This window comes from Corynebacterium sp. NML 120412 (assembly GCF_002285155.1).
In the GTDB taxonomy this organism is placed as follows: Bacteria; Actinomycetota; Actinomycetes; order Mycobacteriales; family Mycobacteriaceae; genus Corynebacterium; species Corynebacterium gottingense.
Genome location: NZ_NSGL01000002.1, coordinates 160,766 through 178,706 on the forward strand (window position 1 = coordinate 160,766; position 17,941 = coordinate 178,706).

The 17,941-nt window shown below is 67.7% G+C and carries 17 protein-coding genes; 15 read left to right on the forward strand and 2 right to left on the reverse strand.

The genetic code is table 11. The annotated features are described in order from the left end of the window. Window positions 1-35: 35 nt before the first annotated feature. The 12 genes from CKJ84_RS07750 to pdxY (CKJ84_RS07805) all read left to right on the forward strand — a co-directional run bounded on the left by CKJ84_RS07750 (window position 36) and on the right by pdxY (CKJ84_RS07805) (window position 12,673). A complete protein-coding gene (locus tag CKJ84_RS07750) occupies window positions 36-1,874 on the forward strand; it encodes a long-chain fatty acid--CoA ligase (RefSeq protein WP_095546528.1) in 1,839 nt (612 codons plus the stop codon). A gap of 129 nt (window positions 1,875-2,003) precedes the next feature. Then, window positions 2,004-2,672 (forward strand): hypothetical protein, encoded by a 669-nt coding sequence (locus CKJ84_RS07755; protein WP_095275579.1) that lies wholly within the window; start codon window positions 2,004-2,006, stop codon window positions 2,670-2,672. Window positions 2,673-2,681: 9 nt separating this feature from the next. After that, window positions 2,682-3,833, forward strand: a complete 1,152-nt coding sequence (gene hemW / locus CKJ84_RS07760) for a radical SAM family heme chaperone HemW (RefSeq protein WP_095546529.1) — start codon at window positions 2,682-2,684, stop codon at window positions 3,831-3,833. Window positions 3,834-3,864: 31 nt separating this feature from the next. Further along, window positions 3,865-4,884: a heat-inducible transcriptional repressor HrcA gene (hrcA, locus tag CKJ84_RS07765; RefSeq protein WP_095275487.1), complete on the forward strand. Its 1,020-nt coding sequence runs from the start codon at window positions 3,865-3,867 to the stop codon at window positions 4,882-4,884. A 62-nt stretch (window positions 4,885-4,946) separates the two neighbouring features. Further along, entirely contained in the window at window positions 4,947-6,086 is a 1,140-nt protein-coding gene (dnaJ, locus tag CKJ84_RS07770; protein WP_095546530.1) for a molecular chaperone DnaJ, read from the forward strand. Beyond that, window positions 6,086-6,784: a 16S rRNA (uracil(1498)-N(3))-methyltransferase gene (locus CKJ84_RS07775; RefSeq protein WP_095546531.1), complete on the forward strand. Its 699-nt coding sequence runs from the start codon at window positions 6,086-6,088 to the stop codon at window positions 6,782-6,784. The genes dnaJ and CKJ84_RS07775 overlap by 1 nt, the downstream gene beginning before the upstream one ends. A 14-nt stretch (window positions 6,785-6,798) precedes the next feature. Further along, window positions 6,799-7,821 (forward strand): PhoH family protein, encoded by a 1,023-nt coding sequence (locus tag CKJ84_RS07780; RefSeq protein ID WP_095537309.1) that lies wholly within the window; start codon window positions 6,799-6,801, stop codon window positions 7,819-7,821. Continuing rightward, window positions 7,818-8,453: an rRNA maturation RNase YbeY gene (gene ybeY / locus CKJ84_RS07785; RefSeq protein WP_095546532.1), complete on the forward strand. Its 636-nt coding sequence runs from the start codon at window positions 7,818-7,820 to the stop codon at window positions 8,451-8,453. Before CKJ84_RS07780 ends, ybeY begins: the two co-directional genes overlap by 4 nt. Before the next feature lie 7 nt (window positions 8,454-8,460). Beyond that, entirely contained in the window at window positions 8,461-9,789 is a 1,329-nt protein-coding gene (locus CKJ84_RS07790; protein WP_095546533.1) for a hemolysin family protein, read from the forward strand. Between the two features lie 42 nt (window positions 9,790-9,831). Next, complete coding sequence (locus CKJ84_RS07795) at window positions 9,832-10,896, forward strand: 2,3-butanediol dehydrogenase (RefSeq protein WP_095546534.1); 1,065 nt, start codon at window positions 9,832-9,834, stop codon at window positions 10,894-10,896. An 80-nt stretch (window positions 10,897-10,976) separates the two neighbouring features. Further along, window positions 10,977-11,828 (forward strand): pyridoxal kinase PdxY, encoded by an 852-nt coding sequence (gene pdxY, locus CKJ84_RS07800; RefSeq protein WP_095546535.1) that lies wholly within the window; start codon window positions 10,977-10,979, stop codon window positions 11,826-11,828. Further along, a complete protein-coding gene (gene pdxY / locus CKJ84_RS07805; protein ID WP_095546536.1) occupies window positions 11,828-12,673 on the forward strand; it encodes a pyridoxal kinase in 846 nt (281 codons plus the stop codon). The genes pdxY (CKJ84_RS07800) and pdxY (CKJ84_RS07805) overlap by 1 nt, the downstream gene beginning before the upstream one ends. On the opposite strand, the gene fmdA is transcribed toward pdxY (CKJ84_RS07805), so the two are convergent. Both fmdA and CKJ84_RS07815 read right to left on the reverse strand, forming a co-directional pair. Continuing rightward, window positions 12,670-13,923 carry a formamidase gene (gene fmdA / locus CKJ84_RS07810; protein WP_095275496.1) on the reverse strand — a complete coding sequence of 418 codons (1,254 nt, stop codon included), beginning with the start codon at window positions 13,921-13,923 and terminating at the stop codon, window positions 12,670-12,672. The genes pdxY (CKJ84_RS07805) and fmdA overlap by 4 nt on opposite strands. Window positions 13,924-13,931: 8 nt before the next feature. Beyond that, window positions 13,932-14,228 (reverse strand): zinc ribbon domain-containing protein, encoded by a 297-nt coding sequence (locus tag CKJ84_RS07815; protein ID WP_143340338.1) that lies wholly within the window; start codon window positions 14,226-14,228, stop codon window positions 13,932-13,934. Window positions 14,229-14,367: 139 nt separating this feature from the next. Here CKJ84_RS07815 and CKJ84_RS07820 point away from each other — a divergent pair, with 139 nt between their 5' ends. The 3 genes from CKJ84_RS07820 to recO are packed head-to-tail and all read left to right on the forward strand — an operon-like array spanning window position 14,368 to window position 17,934. Continuing rightward, window positions 14,368-16,152, forward strand: a complete 1,785-nt coding sequence (locus CKJ84_RS07820; protein ID WP_255407228.1) for an ABC-ATPase domain-containing protein — start codon at window positions 14,368-14,370, stop codon at window positions 16,150-16,152. An 11-nt stretch (window positions 16,153-16,163) separates the two neighbouring features. Further along, window positions 16,164-17,174, forward strand: coding sequence for a GTPase Era (gene era / locus CKJ84_RS07825; RefSeq protein ID WP_095546539.1), 1,011 nt, complete (start codon window positions 16,164-16,166; stop codon window positions 17,172-17,174). Beyond that, on the forward strand, window positions 17,164-17,934 hold the full coding sequence (gene recO / locus CKJ84_RS07830; protein WP_095275500.1) for a DNA repair protein RecO: 771 nt from the start codon (window positions 17,164-17,166) through the stop codon (window positions 17,932-17,934). Before era ends, recO begins: the two co-directional genes overlap by 11 nt. The last annotated feature ends 7 nt before the right edge of the window (window positions 17,935-17,941 follow it).

Below are 17,941 nucleotides of genomic sequence, written 5' to 3' on the forward strand. Positions count from 1 at the left end.
CTGTTAACGCGGTAGGGTGAGGGCTTATGTCACAGATGTCACAGAATTCTTTCACCACGGACCTCGGATTCGAGCTCGACGCGTCGGAAAACTGCCTGAGCCAGCTGATCACGCTGTGCACGGAGCACCCGCACACGGTGCTGTTTTCCCGCCCGCGTAACTACGACTGGGTGAACGTGACTGCCGGCGAGTTCCTCGAAGAAGTCTACGAGGCGGCGAAGGGCCTGGTGGCGGCTGGTATTGAGCCCGGCGACCGCGTGGCGATCCTGTCGGCGACTCGCTACGAGTGGTCGCTGATGGACTTTGCCATCTGGGCAGCCGGGGCGGCGTCGGTGCCGATTTACCCGTCGAGCTCGATGTCGCAGATCCAGTGGATTTTGGAGGATTCCGGCGCGAAGCTGGCGCTGACGGAGACGCGTGATCATACGCAGCTGATCAGCTCGTTCGTGCTGCAGGAGGATGGCACGCCGCGGCTGGCTGGCTCCACGTCCCAGCTGCGCAAGGTCTATGAATTTAATGCCTCGGGCGTGGAGACGCTCAAGTTTGAGGGGCGCGAGGTGGAGCAGTCGCTTATCGACGCCCGCGTGGCCGCCATCACCCACGACGACATCGGCTCGATCGTCTACACCTCGGGCACCACCGGCCGGCCGAAGGGCGTGGAGCTCACGCACGGCAACTGGGCCTACCAGACGTGGGCGCTGATTAAGAACGAGATCGGCGAGGTCGCCGTGCCCGGCAAGCGCGTCGTGACGTTCCTGCCACTCGCGCACGTGCTGCAGCGCGCGGTGTCGCTGGCACTGGCGATGGCGGGCGCGACCCAGTCGCACTGGTCCGACACCTCCACCCTCACGGTGGAGCTGCAGCGCGCCCGGCCGAACATGGTGCTCGGCGTGCCGCGCGTGTTTGAGAAGGTGCGCAACGCCGCCTACAACAAGGCCGCTGACGGCTCCGCCGTGGGCAAGCGCGTCTTCCTCGAAGCCGAGCGCGCCGCCATCGAGTACTCCAAGGCGCTGGATACGCCGGAGGGGCCGAGCCGCGTGCAGAAGGCGAAGCGCAAGGTGTTTGAAAAGCTCGTCTACTCCAAGCTCAAGGACGCCATGGGCGGCGCCGTGACCTACGGAATTACCGGCGGCTCCGCGATGAGCGCCGAGCTGTCGCACTTCTTCCGCGGGATGGGCGTGCCCATCTATGAGGGCTACGGGCTGACCGAGACCTGCGCCGCGGCGTGTGTGAACAACAAGGTCGGGCAGAAGATCGGTACCGTCGGCCCGCCGGTCAACGGCTACTCGGTGCGGATCAACGACGACGGCGAGATCGAGTTCTCCGGTCCCGGCGTGTTCAAGCAGTACTGGAACAACCCGGACGCCACGGCCGAAGCGTTCGACGAGGGCTGGTTCAACACCGGCGACCTGGGCGAGGTGGACGACGAGGGCTTCGTGCGCATCACCGGCCGCAAGAAGGATCTCATTGTCACCGCGGGCGGCAAGAACGTTTCGCCCGGGCCGATGGAGGAGATCATCCGCCAGGACCCGCTGATCTCCAACGCGCTCATCGTCGGCGACGGCAAGCCATTTATCGGCGTGCTGGTCACGCTGGACGAGGACGAGCTGGCCCGCTGGAAGGCCACCCACAACATCCCGGAGCAGAAGAAGCTCTCGGAGCTCGCCCAGGACGCCAGCCTGCGCGCGGAGGTGCAGGACGCGATCAACATGGCCAACGCGACCGTTTCGCACGCCGAGGCGATCAAGAAATTCCGCATCCTGGACCGCGACCTCTCCGAGCGCGACAACGAAATGACACCAACGATGAAGGTCAAGCGCAACGTGGTCTTCCAGCGCTTCCGCGAGGACATCGACAAGCTCTACGAGCGCTAGCACCCGCCGGGGGCGGGGTGGGTGCGGCGTAGCTTCGGCGCGCCTTCCGCGCCGGGGCGCGCGCGTGCCTTAGCATTGCTCCCAGCAAATCCGTAACTCGTCCTGAGCAATACAAAAGGGGGCTTGTCCGTGCACAAGACGGCTGCAATGCTGCGGCACCGCGAGCTCACGCAGGAGATTTACAACATCGGCGACGAGGTCGCCGAGTACATCGAGCACATTGCAGAGGCCGTCGCGGACTACGACGGCGAGCTCACGGACGACTGCCTCGCTGAGTTTGTGGAGATCGCCGACGACGCCCGCGTGGACGCGCGCCGCGTGGTCGGCGAGCTCATCGGCTTGCGCCAGGCACTGACCTCGGGGATGCGCGCGGGCGTCCTGTCCGCCTCCGCTTGCCCCGAGGAGAAGGTCCCCGAGCCGGAGCTTCTCGACGCCACCGGGCTGGAAGAGCTCTTCCCGCTTTCCGCGCCGTTTTCCGTGCAGACGATGGAGGACGCGCTCACCGGCCGCACCGACCTCACCGTCCAGCACCTCACCGAGATTGTCGCCTACACCCTTGAGCAGACCGACATGGTCGCGCGCGAGCTCGGCGCGGTGAGCCTGCCGCACCTCTACGCCACCGTCTCAGAGCTGGTCGAGGCCGCCGTCGAGGGGTGGGTGGAGACCGTGTGCGTCGACCACCCGGCGTTCGTGCGGACCATGCGTGGGACCAACCCGCCGGAGTTTTTGGACGAGCGCGCCCGCATCAACCGGATCGTGGAGAAGGTCGCGGCGAAGCGCTCCCGGCGCGGTGCCTAAACTGGCCGCATGGCTGAACACGACTCTTTTGGCGTCTACCTTCACGTCCCGTTCTGCGCGACCCGTTGTGGCTACTGCGACTTCAATACGTACACGCCCACCGAGGTAGCGTCCTCGCACGCGGAGTACCTGGACGCGATCGAGCGCGAGCTGGAGCTCGCCGCCGCGCGCACCGCCGCCGAGCGGGGCGAGCGCACCCCGCCGCGCGCGGATACGGTGTTTGTGGGCGGGGGCACCCCGTCGCTGCTCGGCGCAGAGGGACTGTCGCGTCTGCTGGGCGCCGTCCGCAACACCTTCGGCCTTGCGCCGAACGCCGAGGTCACCACGGAGTCGAACCCGGAGTCCACCAGCCCCGGCTACTTCGCGGGGCTGCGCGAGGCCGGGTTTACCCGCTTGTCGCTCGGGATGCAGTCCGCCTCCACGCCCGTACTCAAGGTGCTGGATCGCGCGCACACGCCGGGGCGCGCTGTCGCCGCTGCCCGCGAGGCGCTCGCCGCCGGGTTCGACCACGTCAACCTGGACATGATCTACGGCACCCCGACGGAGACGGACGATGACGTGCGCGCCACGCTTGACGCGATCCTTTCCACGGGAGTGGACCACGTCTCCGCGTACTCGCTCATCGTGGAGGACGGCACCGCGATGGCGCGCAAGGTGCGCCGCGGTGAGCTGCCGGCACCCGAGGAGGAGGTGTACGCGCGCCGCTACGAGTTGATCGCCGAGGCGCTCGAGGCCGCGGGGTTTGGCTGGTACGAGGTGTCGAACTGGTCGAAGCCGGGCGGGGAGTGCCGGCACAACCTGCTGTACTGGCGCGATGGTCAATGGTGGGGCGCGGGTCCGGGGGCGCACTCTTATATCGGCCGCGAGCGCTTCGCAAACGTGAAGCGCCCAGAGCGCTACGCCGACACCCTGCGGGGCGGCGAGCTGCCGATCGGGTTCACGGAGACGGTGACGGTTGCGGAGCACCACGACGAGCAGGTGATGCTCGGTCTGCGGCTCAAGGAGGGTATCCCTGCCGGCTGGGTTGGGGAGGGGGCGCGCGGGGTCGTCGACAAGCATGTGCGCGGCGGCCTGCTCACCGCGGGCGAGCGCATCGCGGTGACGGATGCGGGCCGATTGCTTGCCGACGGCATCGTGACCGATATTCTGGCCGCCGAGTAGGATGACTGGCAGTCGATGAGAGGGAGTGCTAATGAGTGCTGCTGATGACCGCCGCAAGGCGGTGCTGCGCGCAATCGTTGCCGACTACATCGCGCAGCAAGAACCAGTCGGATCGAAGGCACTGGTGGAGCGCCACGGGCTCGGCGTGAGCTCGGCGACCATCAGGAACGACATGAGCGTGCTGGAACAACAGGGCTACATCAGCCAAACCCACACCTCCTCCGGCCGCATCCCCACACAGGCCGGGTACCGCGCGTTCGTGGACGCGCTGCACGACGACGTCAAGCCGCTCTCCGTCGCCGAGCGCCACGCCATCCTAGACTTTCTCGAGCACGGCGTGGACCTCGAGGACGTGCTGCGCCGCAGCGTCCAGCTGCTCGCCCAGCTGACCAACCAGGCCGCGGTGGTGCAGCTGCCTAACCTCGACCTGTCGCGCGTGAAGCACTGCGAGGTCGTCTCGCTCACGCCGACTCGCTTGCTGCTGGTGGTCATCACCGACACCGGACGCGTTGACCAGCGCAATGTCGAGCTCAAGGGGCCGCTTGTCGACGCCCACGTGCCCGTCCTCCGCGACCTCCTCAACGACGTTCTCGTCGGCCGGACGATGCGCGAGGCCGCCGCCGGGCTGTCCACCCTGCACGCGAGGGCGCCGCGGGAACTCGCCGACGCCGTCGGGCGCTGCGCCGCCGTCCTCGTGGACACGCTGGTGGACACGACCGCGGACCGCCTGCTCATCGCCGGCGCGGGCAACCTGACCGTGCACCGGCTGGCGGACCTGCACAACGTGATCGAGGCCCTGGAGCAGCAGGTCGTCGTGCTGAAGCTCCTGGCCAGCGCGCAAGATCTGGAGCGGGTGTCCGTGCGGATCGGGCGGGAGAACGAAAACGAGGAATTTTCCCAGGCGGCGATTGTTACTACTGCATATGGCGCGGGCGACGAGGCGCTTGGCGGACTCGGGGTGGTCGGTCCGACGTACATGGACTACCCCGGTACGATTCAAAAGGTTGCCACCGTGGCCCAATACATTAGCCGCATCCTGCGGGGCGAATAGCAGCCGCGACCAGCGGGCGAAGCACTTTTTCACACTTCTATAAATCTGAAAGGGTAAATACTTTGGCACGAGACTACTACGGCATTCTCGGCGTCGACCGGGAAGCCACGGAGCAAGAGATTAAGAAGGCGTACCGCAAGCTCGCCCGCAAGTACCACCCGGACGTGAACCCGTCCGAGGAGGCAGCGGAGAAGTTCGCGGACATTTCGCTGGCGCAGGAGGTCCTGCTGGACCCGAAGAAGCGCAGCATTGTGGACCGCGGCGGAGACCCAATGGAGCAGGGCGGCGCGGCCGGGCCCGGCGGCGGCTTCGGTGGATTCGGCGGCGTCGGCGACATCTTCGAGGCGTTCTTCGGCGGGGGTGGCGCGGGTCGCGAGCCGCGTTCGCGCGTGCAGCCGGGCAACGACGCCCTGCTGCGCACCCAGATCACGCTGGAAGAGGCGTTTGCCGGCGTGAAGAAGGACGTCACCGTGGACACCGCCGTGTTGTGCAACAAGTGCCAGGGCTCCGGCTCCGAGTCGGGCGCCAAGCCGGAAACCTGCGACTACTGCCAGGGTCAGGGCGCGGTGCAGGAGATGCAGCAGTCCTTCCTGGGCAACGTAATGACCACCCACGAGTGCCCGAAGTGCCACGGCTACGGCGAGATTATTAAGGACCCGTGCCGCCAGTGCGCCGGCGACGGCCGCGTGCGCACCACCCGCGACCTCACCGTGAATGTCCCGGCCGGCATCGCGTCCGGCATGCGCATCCGCATGGCCAACCAGGGCGAGGTCGGCCACGGCGGCGGCCCGGCGGGCGACCTCTACGTGGAGGTCCACACCGCCCCGCACGCCGTCTTCGCCCGTGAGGGCAACGACCTGCACCTGCAGCTGCGCGTGCCAATGTATGACGCTGCGCTTGGCACCGATCTGGCCGTGGAGAACTTGGCCGGCGAGCAGACCACCATCCAGGTTCCGGCTGGCGTGCAGCCGGATGAGGAGATCGTCCTGCACGGCGAGGGCATGCCGCGCCTGCGGGCCGAGGGCGCGGGCGACATGGTCGCGCACGTGAAGGTGGTCGTGCCGACCGACCTGAACAAGGACGAGCGCGCCGCGCTGGAGCAGCTGCGCGAGTCGCACGACGACGAGGCGCGCGTGCACTCCAGCGAGGAGTCCGGCGGGGAAAGCTTCTTCTCCCGCATGCGTGGTAAGTTCCGCCGCTGATGAGCCTGCCGTACTTTTACGCCGTGCAGCCAAACTCCGGCGAGCTCGACGGCGCCGAAGCGAAACACGCCCACGTCAAGCGCATCGGCCCGGGGGAGCACATCATGCTTGTCGACGGCCACGGCAACGCCGCCGAAGTCGTCGTCCGCGACTGCTCGCGCGACCGTGTCGTCGGCGACGTGGTGGCCGAACACACCGAAGCCGCGCCCACGCCGCGCGTCACGCTCGTGCAAGCGGTGCCGAAGTCGGAACGCGCCGAGCTGGCCGTCGACCTCGCCGTGCAGGGCGGCGCGGACGCCATCATTCCCTGGATCTCGCACCGCACGATCGCGCGGTGGGGGAACGACAAGCAGGCGAAGCAGGTGCAGAAGTGGCAAAACCAGGCAGCCGCCTCCGCGAAGCAGTCGCGCCGGGCATGGCTGCCTGAGGTCCACGACGCGGTGACGACCAACCAGCTCAAGGACCTCATCGCCGGCAAGCCCGCGGTCGTGCTGCACGAAGATGCGACGGACTCCATCAAGGACCTCAACTTCGGCGAAGAGGTCTTCCTCATCGTTGGCCCGGAGGGCGGCATTGGCCAAGATGAGTTAGATTTGCTCGGAGCCCACCCCGTGCGGATGGGGCCGCAAGTCCTGCGCACAGCGAGCGCCGGGTTCGCGGCACTTTGCGCCATCGGCGCGTTGACGTCTCGCTGGTAGTGTTGAGGAGCAGCATGCAAAATCCAGTTACCCGCAAACTCGAATTGGACTCCGCCTACGCCCAGGCCGTCCTCGGAGTCAACGACGGCAACCTGCGGGTCCTCAACCGGCAGCTCGCCGCTGACATCCACGCGCGAGGCACGACGCTGACGCTGCGCGGTGCCGAGGCGGATGTGGCCTACGCGGCGCGCGTCGTCGATGAGCTCGAGTCCATGGCGCGCCGTGGCGTGCCCGTGGACCCGGACTCCGTCGTCCACGCCGCCCGCATTATGGAGACGGACACGCCAGAATCCGCGTCCGAGATCCTCGGCGCAGAGATCGTCGCCCGCCGCGGCAAGGTGATCCGCCCCAAGACCGCGGGCCAGCGCCAGTACGTCGACGCGATTGATGAGCACACCATCACCTTCGGCATCGGCCCTGCCGGCTCCGGCAAGACCTACCTGGCCGTGGCGAAGGCGGTGCAGGCGCTGCAGGCCAAGGAAGTCAAGCGCATTATCCTCACCCGCCCCGCCGTGGAAGCGGGCGAGAAGCTCGGCTTCCTCCCGGGCACGCTGAACGACAAGATCGACCCGTACCTGCGCCCGCTCTACGACGCGCTGCGGGACATGTTGGACCCGGAGATGATCCCCAAGCTCGTCGACGCCAACATCATCGAGGTCGCCCCCCTCGCCTACATGCGCGGTCGCACCCTGTCGGACGCGTTCGTGATCCTGGACGAGGCGCAGAACACCACCGGTGCCCAGATGAAGATGTTCCTCACCCGCCTGGGCTTCCGCTCGAAGATGGTGGTCACCGGCGACATCTCGCAGGTGGACCTGCCGCGCGGCACCGTGTCCGGCCTGCGCGTTGCCCGGCGCATTCTGTCCAACATCGATGACATCGCGTTCCAGGAGATGCGCGGCGAGGACGTCGTGCGCCACCACCTGATCTCCCGCATCGTCGCCGCGTACGACCGGCACGATGCCCAGAATTCGATGCGCTACGAAAAGCGCCAGCAGGAGCTTGAGCGCGAGCGCGAGGAGGAAGCCAGCCAGTGAGCATTGAAGTTCTCAACGAGTCCGGCGAGGCCGACGTCAACGAGCAAATGCTTATCGACGTTTGCTCGTTCGCCCTCCAAACCATGGACGTCCACCCGGACACCGAGGCCACGATCACGCTCGTGGATGAGCCGACGATGGCCGATCTCCACGTCCGCTGGATGGACCTTGAGGGCCCGACCGACGTGATGAGCTTCCCCATGGACGAGCTGACCCCGGGCGGCGGCCGCCCCGACGCGACCCCACTGGGCGCGGCGATGCTCGGCGACATCATCCTGTGCCCGGCGTTTGACCGCAGGCAGGCGGAGATGGCCGGCCACGATTTGGCGCACGAGCTCGCGCTGCTTACTGTCCACGGTGTCCTGCACCTGCTCGGCTACGACCACATCCAGCCCGCCGACGAGCGCGAGATGTTCGCGCTGCAGAACGAGATCCTCGCCGACTGGTACGACTCCATGACCGCGCGCGGGGTGGAGTACCAGCCGAAGCCGACCGGGGCGCACGCGTTCCCCTCCGCCGCTGACCGCGAGGAGCTCGACCGTCTGATGCGTGAGCGCGAGGCGCAGCACGCAGACCCCCACAGCCCCCACGGCACCCGCGGCCCCAACGCACCGACCCAGAACGAGAACTAACACCTCAATGCACAACACCATTTTCTACGGCATCATCGCGCTCGCGGCGATGCTGTTGTCCGGCCTTCTTGGCTCCGTCGAATCCGCCCTGACCCCGGTCTCCCGGGCGCGTGTGGAAAACATGGTGAAGGACGAGGTCGCCGGCGCGCCGGCGCTGCTGCGCGTGGTCAACGCGCGCGCGAACCACGTCAACATGCTCGTGCTGCTGTCTACCACGCTGGACATCACGGCGGCGGTGTTCGCGGCGATCACAGCCATGGACCTCATTGACGCGGAAGGCTGGGCGATCACCGCGGCGATCGTGGCGGTAGCGCTGCTGCAGTTCAGCATCATCGGCGTCTTCGCCCGCACGGCTGGCAAGCGCAACCCGTACACCATCTCGCTGAAGGCGGCCCAGTGGCTCGTGGTGTTCCACGCGGTGCTGGGCCCGGTGTCCCGTTTCCTGATCAAGCTGGGCAACCTGTTCCACCCGGGCGCGGACTTCCGCGACGGCCCGTACGCCACCGAAGTGGAGCTGCGCGAGGCCGTTGACATTGCGCAGGAGAAGGGCGTGGTGGAGACCACCGAGGGCCGCATGATCCAAAACATCTTCGACCTCGCGTCCACCCACGCCCGCCAGGTGATGGTGCCGCGCCCGGAAATGATCTGGATCGAGAGCGAAAAGACGGCGCGCCAGGCCACGAGCCTGATGGTTCGCTCGGGTCACTCGCGCGTTCCGCTCATCGGCGAGAGCGTCGACGAGATCGTCGGCGTGGCCTACCTCAAGGACATGTTCGGCGACAACGGTGCCCCGGTCGACGCGTCGACGCAGCTGACCGGGCTGATGCGCGATCCGCTGTTCGTGCCGGAGTCGAAGCCGCTGGATGAGCTGCTCAAGCAGATGCAGCAGCAAAACACGCACATCGCTATCGTCATTGACGAGTTCGGCAACGTGGCCGGCCTCCTCACCATGGAGGACCTGCTGGAGGAGATCGTCGGCGAGATCACCGACGAGTTCGACGAGGACGAGGACGCCCCGATCGAGCAGATCGGCGAGCGCCAGTTCCGCGCCCAGTCCCGCCTGCCGCTCGATGACTTGGTGGACTACCTCGAGGACCACTTCGATTACGAAGTCGAGTTCGACGACGAGCTCACCGACTCCGTGGACACCCTCGCCGGCCTACTGTCCTACCAGCTTGGCCGCGTCCCGCTCCCGGGGTCGTCGACGGTGATCGACGGCGTGCGCTACACCGCCGAGGGCGGCTTCGACCGCCGCGGCCGCATCAAGACGAGGACGGTGCTTATCGACGTCCCCGAACCCCCCGAAGAGCCGCTGCCGACTGACGAAACGCGCTAAGATAGTACCTGTCAGTTTTTCCTCTTGAAAGGGGTTTTTCCAATGCGTGCAGTGCGCTACTACGGTCAGAAAGACATCCGCGTCGAAGAGATTGACGCGCCGGAGGCAGGCAAGGGCGAAGTGCTCATCGACATCGCCTGGTGCGGCATCTGCGGCACAGACCTGCACGAGTACCTGGAGGGGCCGATCTTCTGCCCGAAGCCGGGCCACCCGCACCCGATCACGGGCGAAGAGCCGCCGGTCACCCTGGGCCACGAGTTCTCCGGCGTGGTTTCGGCGCTGGGCGAGGGCGTGGACGACCTGGAGGTCGGCCAGCACGTCGTCGTCGAGCCGTACGTTCTGCCGGATGACGTCGACCCGAAGAAGCCGGGCCCGTACAACCTGCACCCGGACGTCAACTTCATTGGCCTGGCCGGCGGTGGCGGCGGCCTCTCCGAGAAGATTGCGGTCCCGCGCCGTTGGGTCCACACGATCTCCAACGACATCCCGCTGGATGAGGCCGCCCTGATCGAGCCCCTTTCCGTTGCCCACCACGGCTTCTCCGCCGCGGACGCGAAGGAAGGCGACGTGGCGCTGATCGGCGGCGCCGGCCCGATCGGCGTGCTCACTGCCGCGGTGGCGAAGGCATACGGCTGCACCGTGGTCATCTCCGAGCTCTCCGAGCTGCGTCGCCAGAAGGCGCTCGACGCCGGCGTGGTCGACTACGCCATCGACCCGAGCAGCCAGGACCTCAAGGAAGAGATCATGAAGATCACAGACGGCAAGGGCGCGGACATCGCTTTCGAGGCCACCTCCGTGAACGTTGTGCTGGACCAGCTGGTGGACTGCCTGAAGCTCAAGGGCACCCTGGTCGTGGAGTCCATCTGGTCCAAGAAGGCATCGCTGGACATCCACAGCGTGGTGATGAAGGAGCTGACGCTGCGCGGCATCATCGGCTACGCACACGACCACGAGCAGACCATCAAGCTCGTCGAGTCCGGCAAGATCGACCTCAAGCCGTTCATCACCGGCAAGATCGGTTTCGACGGCGTGGTCGACGAGGGCTTTGACACCCTGATCAACCGCAACGAGACCGCGGTGAAGATCCTCGTCTCTCCGGAGCTGTAGAGAATATTAGGAAATTCTCGGGGCTGCGTTTGTGGCCCCTAACGCCCCCGTCGCAAAGCGGCGGGGGCACAATAGGTGGTATGAGTAACATTCTCTCCATCCAATCGGCAGTTGCGTATGGGCACGTGGGCAACTCGGCCGCCGTCTTTCCCCTTCAACGCATCGGCCACGAGGTGTGGCCGGTGTACACCGTCAACTTTTCCAATCACACCGGTTACGGTCACTGGACCGGCCCGATGATCCCGGCCTCGGATGTCGCGGACATCATTAAGGGCATGGATGAGCGCGGCGCCCTCGAGCGTGTCGACGCGGTGCTTTCCGGCTACCAGGGCGGCGACGACATCGCCGACGTGATCGTCGATGCAGTCGCTCAGGTCAAGGCCAAGAACCCGAACGCCATCTACGCGTGCGACCCGGTGATGGGCAACGCGAAGTCGGGCTGCCACGTCTCCGACAACATCCCGCCGCTGCTGCGCGACAAGGTCGTGCCGGCCGCCGACCTGATCACCCCGAACCAGTTCGAGCTGGGCTACCTCACCGAGCGTGACGTCACCGACCTGGACTCGACGCTGGCAGCCGTGGACGCCGCCCGCGAGATGGGCCCGTCGACCGTGCTGGTCACCTCCGTCGAGCGCCCCGACGCGCCGGAGGACGTCATGGAAATGATCGCCGTGGACGACAAGGGCAAGTGGATCGTGCGCACCCCGCGCCTGCCGTTTAAGCGCAACGGCTCCGGCGACGTCACCGCCGCCCTGTTCACCGGCCACTACCTGCGCGGCGGCGACGCGGCGGACGCGCTGGCTCGCACCGCAAGCTCCGTCTACGACATGCTGCGCCTCACCCACGAGGCGGATTCGCAGGAGCTCAAGCTTGTGGAGGCGCAGGACTACTACGCCAACCCGCAGCTGCAGTTCAACGTGGAAGCGCTGTAGTGAACATCGTTTCGCTGCAGTCGGCGGTGGCGTACGGGCACGTGGGCAACTCGGCCGCCGTGTTTCCTATGCAGCGGCTCGGCCACGAGGTGTGGCCAGTGCACACCGTCAACTTTTCCAACCACACGGAGTACCCCACGTGGCGCGGTCCGGTACTCGGCGCGGACAACGTGCGCGAGATCCTGCGCGGCATGGAGTTCGCGTTCCCGCAGGTAGACCTGTTTGTCAGCGGGTACCTCGGCACCGCCGAGATGGCGGAGGTGGTGCGCGACGCCGTCGTGGCCATCAAGGAAGCCAACCCGCAGGCGCGCTACGTGTGCGACCCGGTGATTGGTAACTCGGAGGTCGGCTCGTTTGTCCGCGAGGACATCCCCGGCGTGTATACGGAGACGCTCATCCCGCTTGCCGACGCCATCACGCCCAACCAGTGGGAGCTCTCGCTGCTGACCGGCCGGCGCCTCGACCCGGGCGACGCTGCGTACGCCGCGGACGCGGAGTACGCGGAGTACACCGAGGCGCTGGCGGACGCCGCGCGGTCGCTGTGCAGCAACGCGCTCATCACCTCGGTGGAGACGGGCAACCCGGAGACGATTGGGATGGTCGACGTGGCGTCGACAAGCGTCCTGCGCACGGACGCCCCGCGGCTCGGCGGCAACATTGTTGGTGCGGGTGACCTGGCGACGGCGCTGTACGCCGCGCTCATCGACGTCGCGCCGCAGCAGCGCCTCGACCACCTCGCCGGGACGATGGGCGCGATGGTGCGCGCGGTGCGCGAGCGCGGGCTCGACGAGCTGCCGCTCGTTGAGCTGCAGGAGTGCATCGTCGACCCCGCACGTACCGCCTAGGCGAAGGACGAGCGCGGTGCGCCGATGCCCGGGTCGATGCGCGGCGGCTCGCCGGCGCCGGGGCGGATGTCAATGTCAAAGATTTCCGTCGGCAGGTACACCGTGGCGCACGCGTTCGGAATGTCCACCACGCCGGAGAAGCGGCCCTCGATCGGCGCCGCGCCCAGCAGCAGGTAGGCCTGCTCCGGAGACCAGCCGAACGTGGTGAGGTAATCGATGGCGTGGAGGCACGCGCGCTGGTACGCCAACTGGGAATCCAGGTAGCGCTGCTCGCCCTCGAGCGTGACGGAGGTGCCGGAGAACGCGAGCCACTGGCTGTACTGCGGCTCGACGTTGCCCGGCATGAAGATGGCGTTCTCGGTCACGCCGTACTTGGCCATGCCGTCCTTGATCACGTCGACGTGGAAGTCGATGAAGCCGCCCATCTCGATGCCGCCGCAGAACGTGATCTCGCCGTCGCCCTGGGAGAAGTGCAGGTCGCCGACGGAGAAGTTCGCGCCGTCGACATACACGGGGTAGAACACGCGCGTGCCCTTGGACAGGTTCTTGATGTCCTGGTTGCCGCCGTTTTCGCGCGGCGGGGCGGTGCGGGCGCCTTCCCCGGCGACGCGGTCGAAGTCAGCGCCGGTGAGCGAGCCGAGGATGGCGTGGTCCGGCTCCGGCGGCAGCGCGAGCGGCGGGACGCGCTCCGGGTCGGTGGCGATGAGCGCCGCCTCGCGCTGGTTCCACTTGCCCAGCAGCTCGTGGGACGGGGCGGTGCCCATGAGGCCCGGGTGGATAATGCCGGTGAAGCTCACACCTGGGATGTGGCGCGAGGTCGCGGTCTGGCCGGTGAAGTCCCACACGGCCTTGTACGCGTCGGGGAACTGGTCGGTGAGGAAGCTGCCGCCGTTCTTCTTGGCAAAGATGCCGGTGTAGCCCCAGCCCTGGCCGGCGAGCGGGCCCTCCTCCTGCGGGATCGGCCCCACGTCCAGGATGTCCACAACCAGCAGGTCGCCCGGCTTCGCGCCTTCGATGCGGAACGGGCCGGAGAGCGCGTGGACCTTGTTCAGCGGCGCGTCGCGGATGTCGTCGGCGCTGTCGTCGTTGTGGATGTCGCCGTCGAACCACTCGCGGCAGTCAACGCGGAAGGTGTCACCGGGCTGCACCGTCTGGATCGCCGGGATGTCGGGGTGCCAGCGGTTGTGGCCGACGGTCTCCTGATCCGGGAACGGCTTGGCGGAATCGAGTGGGAAAAGATTCTTCGGCATGCTGCCTCCTAAGGCTTCGGAAGTTTGGCGTGTTGCGGGTTGTGCGAGACCGGGGTGGCGCGCCGGTTGCCGGCACGCGGGACCGAGTTCACGACCGCGGGTTCATATGCGCTCTTCTGCGTTGCCTCCACCAGCTGGGCCTTTCGCTTATCGACGCTTCCCACAGCCGGTGCACTAATCACCCTCGTCGCCTCCTCGCCGCAGTCCTTGCAGTCCGTCGTGCGCGACTCGGAGGACATGGGAAGAAGCCGCTCGGTGGTGTGGCCGGTTGGGCGTGGTGTGGCCGGTTGGGCAACGAAATTCATAGAAAGGCATCTGCTTCACTTTCTTTTTCAGCAGTGGGTGCAATCACAAAAGCACGGCCAGTGTAACGCATACCGAGTAGGGGTACGCGGATGCCGGCCGCCGATCGGGGGTGGCGCGCCCCCGACTACGGTGGCGGGCATGGCACAGCAACGCAGACACCGGAACCACCGAACCGACGCGCGGAGCTCGCGTCCCACAAGGCGGCGCGGCACCATCGACCAGCTGGATCGGATGTGCCGCGACATCGACGGCGCCGGCTACGGCGCGTACAAGAAGCTCGCGGGCGAATACGAGGCCGGCGAGTTCCGCCTGGTGGTGGACAAGGTGCAGTCGGACCCGTTCGCGTCGCCGTCGAAAATCCGCGTCATCGTGCCGCGCGATGCGCTCGATTTGGGTGGCGAGTTCACCGCGACGCGCGGCGACCGCATCGCCGTCGCCGACGTGCTGGCGCGCGAGGCTGCGGCGCTCCTGCGCTCCGGCGGCGCGCCCGGCCGTGGAGGGGGCAGCGGCAAATCCAACACCATCAGCATCGGGGCGCTCGGCCAGGAGGTCCTCGAGCGTACCAACGTGCTGGTGGGGGAGCGCGACGTAGAATTCCGTCTGCTCGTCGGGCTGCCCGCGCGCGGCCGGCGGGTGCTGGGCAAGCAGGCGGCGCAGCTGCTCACGCAGGACGTCCCCCGGCTCGCGCAGCGGGCTGCGGCGGTGTCGCGCCAAGCCCTGGAAGACGCAGTGTGGCTGCTCCGGGACCAGGAGGCGCTCCGCGCCGAGCTGCCGGGCCGCGGGCTCGTCGCGTTCGTCGCCGACGGCGCGAACCTCCCGCGCGTATCGGGCGCGAGCGACCTGCCGCTCGACGGCGGCGTCCCGTTCCGCAGTCCGGAGCCGCTGCGCGTCACGTTCGACCTGCCCAGCGGCCGCACCGTCACCGGGATGGGCGTCCCGGAGGGACTCACCGTCATCGTCGGCGGCGGCTACCACGGCAAGTCCACGCTGCTGCGCGCACTTGAGCGCGGCGTGTACCCGCACACGGCTGGCGACGGCCGCGAGTTCGCCATCACCCGCGCCGACGCCGTCACGGTGCGCGCGGAGGACGGTCGCCCGGTGACGTCGCAGGACATCTCCGCGTTCATTGCCAACCTGCCGAACGGCGCCGACACCGCGCACTTCTCCACCGCCAACGCCTCTGGCTCCACGTCCCAAGCAGCCAACGTTATCGAGGCTCTCCAGGCGAGTGCGAGCACGTTGCTTATCGACGAAGACACCTCCGCCACCAACTTCATGATCAGAGACACCGTGATGGCGGAGCTCATCGCCGCCGACCGCGAACCGATCACGCCGTTCAGCGCGCGCGTCCGCGGGCTCTACGAGGCACTCGGCGTGTCGACGGTGCTGGTCGCCGGCGGCTCCGGCGCGTACCTGGGGCTCGCGGACACCGTGATCGCCCTGGACGCCTACGTGCCGAGCGACGTGACAGAACGGGCCCACGCGGTCGGGCGCGGGCACGAGCCAGCGCAGCTGCCGGTCACACCGGAGATGTTCGCGCCGGATACGCGCACGCTGTCGGGCCCGACCTTTGTCTCCGGCGGCTCAGGCGGCTCCTGCGGCGGGCGGCGCCGCGGGCCGAAGGCGCGGGGGCAGGACACCATCAGCGTGGGCAAGAGCGACATCGACATGTCCTTCCTGCCGCAGCTGGCCGGGGCGCCGCAGACGGCGGCGATCGCCGCCGCGCTGGAGCGGCTGGACGAGTGGTGCGGCCGCGGCGGGGCACCGGTGGCGGTGGGCGTCGAGAAGCTGCTCGGCGAGCTCGAGGCTGAAGGGCTCGCGGCACTCGTGCCGGGGCGCGCGCACCCGGGGCACCTCACGGCGCCGCGGCGGTTTGAGATCCTGGCCGCGGTGAACAGGTACCGGGGGCTTCGCACCGGGTAGGATTACGCGCCATGAGCACTTTCTTCCCCGACGAGGCCGACCTGCCAGACGACGCGCGCGCCGATACCACCGGTGGTACGGACGCGGCGCCCCGCCCGACCGTGCCCGGCTTCACCGACACGCCGGAGGGCTTCCGCTCCGGGTTCGTCAGCTTCGTGGGCCGGCCCAACACCGGCAAGTCCACGCTGACCAACGCGCTCGTGGGCGAGAAAGTGGCCATCATGGCGGACCAGCCGGAGACGACGCGCCGGCCGATCCGCGGCATCGTGAACCGGGAGGACGCGCAGGTCATCATCGTGGACACGCCCGGCATGCACCGCCCGCGGACGCTGCTCGGCGAGCGGCTCAACGACGTGGTCAAGGACACCTTCGCAGACGTCGACGTCATCGGGTTCACGGTGCCCGCGGACGAGAAGATCGGCCCCGGCGACCGTTTCATCCTGGACCAGATCCGCCGCATCAAGCCGAACACGCCGATCGTTGGCATTGTGACCAAGTTGGACAAGGCATCGCGCGATATGGTCGGCGAGCGCCTGCTCGCGCTGCACGAGCTGCTCGGCGGTGACTGCGAGGTGGTGCCGGTCTCCGCCACGGACGGCGTGCAGACGGACGTGCTGATGGACATCCTGGTTGGCCAGCTGCCGGAGGGCCCGCGCTTCTACCCGGTCGGCGACGTCACCGACGAGGACCTCGAGGCGCGCATCGCCGAGCTGATCCGCGAGGAGGCGCTGCAGGGGCTTCGCGACGAACTGCCGCACTCCGTAGCCGTCCAGATCGATGAAATGGTGCCGGACCCGGACAACCCGAACCGCACCATGATCTACGCCGTGATCTACCTCGAGCGCCCCGGGCAGCGCCGGATCCTGGAGGGGCCGAACGGCCGCCGCCTGTCCGGGATCACCCACCGCTCGCGCCAGCAGATCATGGACCTGGTAGGCCACAACGTGTACCTTGACCTGCGCCTGAAGGTGCTGAAGAACTGGCAGCAGGACCCGAAGGCGCTGGGCCGCCTTGGCTTCTAAGGCGTCTCGGCCTACTCGGCCTTCACGGCCTTCGCGCCCGGGCCGCCCGTCCTGGCGCGACCGCGCGTTCGTCGTCCGCACTTACGACTTCGGCGAGGCCGACCGCGTCGTCGTCCTGCTCACGCGCTCCCACGGCCTGGTCCGCGGCGTGGCCAAGGGCGTGCGCAAGGCGCGCTCCCGGTTCGGCTCCCGCCTGCAGCCTTTCGTCGACTTGGACGTCCAGATCTACCCGGGCAAGGGATTGTCTACAATCACCGCCGCCGACACCGTGGCCTACCACGGCGCGCGCATCATCGAGGACTTCGAGCGCTACGCCGCGGCGTGCGCGATCCTGGAGGCGGCGGACAAACTCGCGTACGAGGAGGCGGACCCAGAGCTGTTCGACCTGGTCAAGGACGGCATCCGCCAGCTACAGACGACGGAGGCGCCGACGCAGGTCCTCGACGCGTTCATCCTGCGAGCCACCGATCACGCCGGCTGGGGGCTGTCGCTGTACAACTGCGCGAACTGCGAGAAGCCTGGCCCGCACCGGGCGTTCAACGCCGCCGTGGGCGGGGCGGTGTGCACGAACTGCCGCCCGCCGGGGTCGATGACGGTGGCGGAGGAAACCCTGCACGCGATGTGGCTGCTCGCGCGGGGCTATCAGTACACGCCGGACTCGGCAACGGTGGAGTCGCAGGTGCACCGCGCGGCGACCGCGCACCTGCAGTACCACCTGGAGTCCGGGTTGAAGAGTTTGCGAATGATGGAACAGGCATAATAAGGGC

What these genes read in the sequence shown, in the direction of transcription:
- CKJ84_RS07750 (WP_095546528.1), top strand. Translation starts at nt 36, where the DNA reads ATGTCACAGAATTCTTTCACCACGGACCTCGGATTCGAGCTCGACGCG.
- hemW (WP_095546529.1), top strand. Translation starts at nt 2,682, where the DNA reads ATGGCTGAACACGACTCTTTTGGCGTCTACCTTCACGTCCCGTTCTGC.
- hrcA (WP_095275487.1), top strand. Translation starts at nt 3,865, where the DNA reads ATGAGTGCTGCTGATGACCGCCGCAAGGCGGTGCTGCGCGCAATCGTT.
- CKJ84_RS07775 (WP_095546531.1), top strand. Translation starts at nt 6,086, where the DNA reads ATGAGCCTGCCGTACTTTTACGCCGTGCAGCCAAACTCCGGCGAGCTC.
- CKJ84_RS07780 (WP_095537309.1), top strand. Translation starts at nt 6,799, where the DNA reads ATGCAAAATCCAGTTACCCGCAAACTCGAATTGGACTCCGCCTACGCC.
- CKJ84_RS07790 (WP_095546533.1), top strand. Translation starts at nt 8,461, where the DNA reads ATGCACAACACCATTTTCTACGGCATCATCGCGCTCGCGGCGATGCTG.
- CKJ84_RS07795 (WP_095546534.1), top strand. Translation starts at nt 9,832, where the DNA reads ATGCGTGCAGTGCGCTACTACGGTCAGAAAGACATCCGCGTCGAAGAG.
- pdxY (WP_095546535.1), top strand. Translation starts at nt 10,977, where the DNA reads ATGAGTAACATTCTCTCCATCCAATCGGCAGTTGCGTATGGGCACGTG.
- fmdA (WP_095275496.1), bottom strand. Translation starts at nt 13,923, where the DNA reads ATGCCGAAGAATCTTTTCCCACTCGATTCCGCCAAGCCGTTCCCGGAT.
- CKJ84_RS07815 (WP_143340338.1), bottom strand. Translation starts at nt 14,228, where the DNA reads ATGAATTTCGTTGCCCAACCGGCCACACCACGCCCAACCGGCCACACC.
- CKJ84_RS07820 (WP_255407228.1), top strand. Translation starts at nt 14,368, where the DNA reads ATGGCACAGCAACGCAGACACCGGAACCACCGAACCGACGCGCGGAGC.
- era (WP_095546539.1), top strand. Translation starts at nt 16,164, where the DNA reads ATGAGCACTTTCTTCCCCGACGAGGCCGACCTGCCAGACGACGCGCGC.